This is a genomic window from Flagellimonas yonaguniensis (assembly GCF_029193885.1).
Lineage (GTDB): Bacteria > Bacteroidota > Bacteroidia > Flavobacteriales > Flavobacteriaceae > Flagellimonas > Flagellimonas yonaguniensis.
The window spans coordinates 1-5,705 of record NZ_JARFVB010000031.1 but is presented as its reverse complement, the minus strand read 5'-3'; the positions used below and the strand labels follow the sequence as shown (position 1 = coordinate 5,705).

General features: G+C 35.0%; 6 protein-coding genes. All 6 read left to right on the top strand.

Annotated elements, in window-relative coordinates; translation table 11 throughout:
* The first annotated feature begins 189 nt into the window (after window positions 1–189).
* Entirely contained in the window at window positions 190–2,007 is a 1,818-nt protein-coding gene (locus PY092_RS19465) for a helicase-related protein (RefSeq protein ID WP_275617402.1), read from the top strand.
* Entirely contained in the window at window positions 1,982–2,509 is a 528-nt protein-coding gene (locus PY092_RS19460; protein WP_275617401.1) for a hypothetical protein, read from the top strand. Before PY092_RS19465 ends, PY092_RS19460 begins: the two co-directional genes overlap by 26 nt.
* Window positions 2,510–2,997: 488 nt before the next feature.
* Window positions 2,998–3,783 (top strand): zinc ribbon domain-containing protein, encoded by a 786-nt coding sequence (locus tag PY092_RS19455; RefSeq protein WP_275617400.1) that lies wholly within the window; start codon window positions 2,998–3,000, stop codon window positions 3,781–3,783.
* 133 nt (window positions 3,784–3,916) lie between these two features.
* Complete coding sequence (locus tag PY092_RS19450) at window positions 3,917–4,411, top strand: SRPBCC family protein (protein WP_275617399.1); 495 nt, start codon at window positions 3,917–3,919, stop codon at window positions 4,409–4,411.
* The gene (locus tag PY092_RS19445) at window positions 4,408–5,118 is read left to right on the top strand and encodes a hypothetical protein (protein ID WP_275617398.1); all 711 of its coding nucleotides are present in this window, start codon (window positions 4,408–4,410) and stop codon (window positions 5,116–5,118) included. Before PY092_RS19450 ends, PY092_RS19445 begins: the two co-directional genes overlap by 4 nt.
* Complete coding sequence (locus tag PY092_RS19440) at window positions 5,118–5,579, top strand: hypothetical protein (protein WP_275617397.1); 462 nt, start codon at window positions 5,118–5,120, stop codon at window positions 5,577–5,579. The genes PY092_RS19445 and PY092_RS19440 overlap by 1 nt, the downstream gene beginning before the upstream one ends.
* The last annotated feature ends 126 nt before the right edge of the window (window positions 5,580–5,705 follow it).

Here is a 5,705-nt window from a genome sequence, read left to right as displayed (position 1 = left end):
AATCAATGAGAAGAAAATTGAAAAATAAAAACTAAGTTTAACCCAAGGATAGATCAAATCTGGGCAGTCCATTTGCCATGGTCAGTTTCATCCGGCGAAGGTGGGTCAGTTTACCCGGCTTATCCAGTCATTGACGAAGTTCACTGTTTGTCGGAGTGGGGGCATGATTTTAGAACGTCCTATTTAAACTTGTCAAACACAATTCAAAGACTTTGTTCAAACTTTAATTTTCTTGGTTTAACAGCCACAGCCTCAATTAATGTCTTAAAGGATATTCAAATAGAATTCGGGATTAAGCAAGAAAATGTAAAGACCCCAGTTGACTATACTCGCAAAGAATTAGAGTTCATAGTCCTTGATGACAAAAACGATAAGCCCAAAGCAATCAACTCCAAACTAGATGAACTCAAAGACTCAATTGAAGCTTTGCAGGTAAAAGGTTCGGACACAAAGTGTGGTATCATTTTCACTCCAACCGTCAACGGAAGAAACGGTTGTTATCCCTTATCTCAAAGATTGAGTGAGCATTTTGGAAAAGAAATTAGATTTTATTCAGGCTCAGTTCCGAAAATTGACCGCCAACCAATAATGTCTGAAACTCAATTTGACGAATACAAAAAGACCGTACAGAGTGAGTTTAAAAATAATAAGTTTTCACTACTAACTGCAACCAAAGCGTTCGGTATGGGAGTGAATAAAGGGAATATTCATTACACATTTCATTACGGAATACCAGGTTCAATGGAATCGCTTTACCAGGAAGCGGGAAGAGCAGGTCGTGATAAAACCAAATTTCAAGAAAGTAAGGCTCAATGTTTTGTTCTACTTTCAAAATCAGATAATGCAGATACTCTGAATTTAATTTGGGATAGAAGTACAACGCTTTCCCAAATCAATGAACTACAAAAGAAAATTAAAGGTGATATAAACACCAACCTTTTCCTCTTCTCATTAGGGCTAGATGTAATAAAAGATGAGTTTGAAGTAATCAAAAAGCTACATACAACCTATTCAAAACCAAATCAACAAAACGTACACGTTGAAGGAAGTGCCATAGGCAGCAATAAAGCTCGAACTGAAAAGGCAATATATCGCCTCAACCAACTTGGAGTGATTGAAGATTGGACAATTAACAACTTTTTCGGTGGCGGTTCATTTGAAGTTGATTTTGCCAACTTTTCAAATCAGACAATTCGGGAATCTCTCTTAAATACAATAAGGAAATACGATAGTGAGTTTTCTTTTGAAGCCGTCCTTGTCGATGAAAAATATTCATTGTACAAGAAAATTCTGAATGCCCCTAAATCATATTCAGAAACAGATAAACATATACTTGTTCTACTTCAATGGTCATACGACAATTTTGCATACAATAGAAGGCAGTCGCTGAAGAACATTTATGAGAACTGCTGTGATTTTGCAGATGGACAGATTACCAGCGAAGAATTTAAAGTACGCCTAGAAAACTATTTTAAATTTTCGCAATCTAGCTATGTTTTACAGCATATATCTGAAAGCCCTAGAGATTTTGTCCGGTGGTTTGAAGTATTCTATCAGATTGACAAGAACACCGTCACAGATAAATTCATAACAAAACGTCAACAAGAAAGCCTTCGAGATAATCTAAGCCGCTTCTTGGAAAGTTACATGCAGAATACGGGCTTGGATTTAATTAGCGGTTTCTTAAGGTTGCTTCTTGATGACTATGATAATGCAGACGGTAGAAATAGACTAGAAAGTTCTCTAGAACAAATTTCACATTTTGATCAGCGAGACATTGATTACATATTGGAGCAGATATTGAAAATTGGAAATGAGTTAAACCCAAAGAACAAAAACCTTCTTGCTGAATCTCTTTACAAGCATTTTAATTCTTATGAATACTTGATGCTAATATCGAACGCACTCGGAGACCAATTTTCAATGGCAACCATTATTGAGATTTCAGCAGAAAAACTTAAGACAATAAATAAGAAAGTATATGGCGGATTTAGTAAAGTTGGATAACGCTATCAAGGAACTTGAAGAGCAATCAAAAGACCTTAAAGAGTTCAATAAAGTGTATTCTGAAATCGGAAAACTTAAATCAGATATTTCTGAAAACTTGAGAATTCTCAAAGAGAATAATGATGGCTTTGAATCTTTGTCAAAAAGCATTCAGGAAAGATTGGAGCAATCCAATAAACAGCTTGAAAACTTGGAATCCGAACTGTTAAAAAAGATTCAAGAGCTGTATCAGGACAACAAAAATTTTCAGAAAGAACTAGATTCCTCAATAAATAGCCGACTTGAAAAGAACAAATCAGACATTCAAGTTGAAATACGAAATGAAGGAACACAAATACAGCGTGCTTTTGAGAATACCTTGACTTCCAGTTTCAACAACATGGAGTCAAAGTTCAAAGAGCAGTTTGAAGGACAAACTAAGCAATTAAATACTTTGAAAATCCTATTGTTTGTCGTGATGGCAATTGAAATTGGTTTAGCAATCGGACTATATCTAAAATGATATCTACCCTAAAACGATACATAATTGCAATTCGCACAAGCCAACTTTGCAACCATAATTACAAAAAAAAGGCATGTCTTCGCCAACGCTGAAGAAAAGACGAAATAAAAAGTACGACCGGCCAATAACTAAGCCTTCGTGTTGCTTATAAAGCCTAACATTAAGGCCGTGTTGAATGAGCCGGTCTCGGCCTATAGGGATTACCCCCTTTTTTTAGTCTCTTGTTTGTAAATTAGGTACCTGCTTTTGAAGCATCTCAGCAGATATGATACCGACCATTGGAGTTTAACCTCTTTTACGCTTCCCTTTTCAGTACTTTCTGAGCACTTTTACTGCAACACCGGCTCTATACTTAGATTGAATGAAAATAAGCCAATAAAGGTAAGAGAGAAATACAGGATTCAGGAAAAGAGAGTATGATTTAATTTTGTCTAGAGCCAAAGTAATAATAACTTACAAAAAGTTCAAATAAATGATAAACCAATAGCATGAAACAATGCCCATATTGCTCAGAACTAGTTCAAAAAGATGCTAAAAAATGTAAGCATTGCGGAGAGTGGTTTGAAAACAAAGCGCTAAGATTATTCAAGAAATCGAAAAATTTTTTAGATAAACAACGATTACAGCATCAAGCGAAACATATTGCAAATCAGGAGCAACAAATCAAAATAAAAGTTGGGCAAATATTAAATTTTCTTGATTCTTTGGAAGCTAAAAATTACATTTTATTTGTTCACCTTGAAAAAAAAGAAAGACTTTTTACTATAGTTTATGTAGGTGGTGGCGCACGGGAAAGTGTTGATGTGCAGATAAAGGATAGTCACACCATAAAGATTGAAAGTTATATGCCAATTGACTATAAAGGTCATTTGGGTAAATTACAATCTAATGATTTAGGCAAGAATATGTATGCCGTATTGTATGATTTATATGAAAGGATAAATAATAAAACCATAAGAGAAAGGCCGATTTTGAGAAATCAGTTAAAAGAAGAATCAACTTATGGATATAATTCAGAATCTGAATACAAAAATGCCGTTGATAAGGTTATCGATAATATGGTTTCAGGGAATATTAATAGACCAAATGACTTTACATTAGATACTAAATTTTACTATGTGGAAAGAGGAAATACATTTGGACCAATTACAGGAAAAAAATTAATTTCTTTGGTCAATAATCATCAGATTAATAAAAACTGCTTTGTTCGTCAAGAATCTGAAAAAGGATTTGAAAAAAGAGCTTACCAAATAGTTGAATTAATAAAAAAATAATAAGAAAGTATTTTCCCGAGCAAATACTAAGCTAAGGGCCTATTTCCTTTGCTGATTAAAAATGAATCCAATGGTTCGTTTTTGCAAACCAAGCCATTAAAATGCACGTTAATAAAAAGGTTTAAAAAAAAAGATGCCAAGGATAGAATTGAAAACAGAAATCGAAGCAAGAAAGGAAATCGTTTTTGATTTATCTCGCAGTATTGACCTACATAAAATATCTATTGAACATACTAATGAAGAAGCTATTGGCGGAAAAACTTCTGGATTGATTGGTACAGGAGAGTGGGTTACCTGGAGAGCTAAACATTTTGGAGTCTATCAAAAGTTAACTTCTAAAATTACTGATTTTTATAGACCAGATTTTTTCGCGGATGAAATGGTGAATGGAGCCTTCAAAAGTTTTAGGCATGAACATCATTTTAAAGAGTCTAATGGTGGAACTTTAATAACAGACTATTTCGATTACAAATCGCCATTCGGATTGTTGGGTAACCTTGCTGATAATATATTTTTAAAAAATTATATGAAGGTACTACTCGAAAAACGGAATAGAACCATCAAAGAGTTTGCAGAATCAAAAAGGTGGAAAGAGGTAATAAAAAATAAAAGTTCAATAAAAAGATGAATAATAACCCAATACAGACTATTGATTTTACTATGCTAGGAAAAAGTAATGATTCCACTGCCATAAATGATGTTCTCAGTAATCTGTTCGTTTATCTTATTCATCAGAATAATCTTGAAATAGGTCAGAAGGGTACCTTTCTAAAGATATTAGCAGAAAAAAACATACCCATGTTGGAGATGGCCAAGCAGTTTGCGATTCATTTGATAAATAATTTTTCGGATGAAGTTGTACAAGAACTTTCTGCCATTCAAACAAAGGGTTTAGGGTTTAAAAACATGCTGAATAATGACGGGCTCGTTGATTTTGTGGAAATGGAACTAGTAGACCCCACAACCACATACCGAAAGTGGGAATTTGGAAAATTTGCCATAGAACACTTTATCAATGATATCCACAATACAGAATTAGAGAAAATAAAAATTGATAACGAAATTGGATTTGAAGAGTTTTTAGAATTATTCGCTTCAAACTTAGATACCCAAGGAACTAAATTGGACGACCAAGAGAAGCTGTTCTTAATTGTGACATTAAGGCACAGGTTGTATGAAAACAAACTGAATATACCTACGTACGAGGTAGTGGGCAGTTCCGTGCACCGCAACCTTTTGGGAATGTCCCTACGTATGGATATCCTGAAAAATTCTTTCAGGGAATCCCTCTCCCTAACCATAGAAAACCAAAATAGAAAAGGACACAAGCGATAATGAACGCCCAAAAGCTGCTTACATACTTGGACCAACTCGAAAGGGAGCCAAACCTAAAAGTCAATGGGAACACCTACACTTTGGAACAAGTTAAACTTGCCAAAAAGATTACTACCGATATAGAAATTGAACTTGGAGTAAAACCTTCAAAGCCAAAATTATCAAGAAGAAGGGCATTTATAGTCATTTTGGAGGAGTTGTATTTTGATGTTCCTGAATACCCTAAGGAATTATCTTTGGATGTAATTAACAGGAGAGCACTGCAACGCTTTGAGTTTGCCCAACGCACCTTAAATGGACTGGCTGCCCCTCATGAAATCCATCCAAAAGATGCTTGCCGGTTTTTTGAGGACAACGGTAGTAAAAAAATGAACTACAGAAGAGCGCTATCCCATCTGGTAAATTATCGTTTCTTGTTCTTTCAGATTGCCCCAGCTGCAGAATCCCTTAAAGAGAAATAGGGTCTGTAAATTAAACTCTGTCCGATCCATCAATCCCTCTGGGGCTAGCCCCAGAGGGATTGGGATTTAATTCCAAGGGAATCCTCTCCCCAAATTTAATATAAAGTTGCTGGACCACCAGGCTCC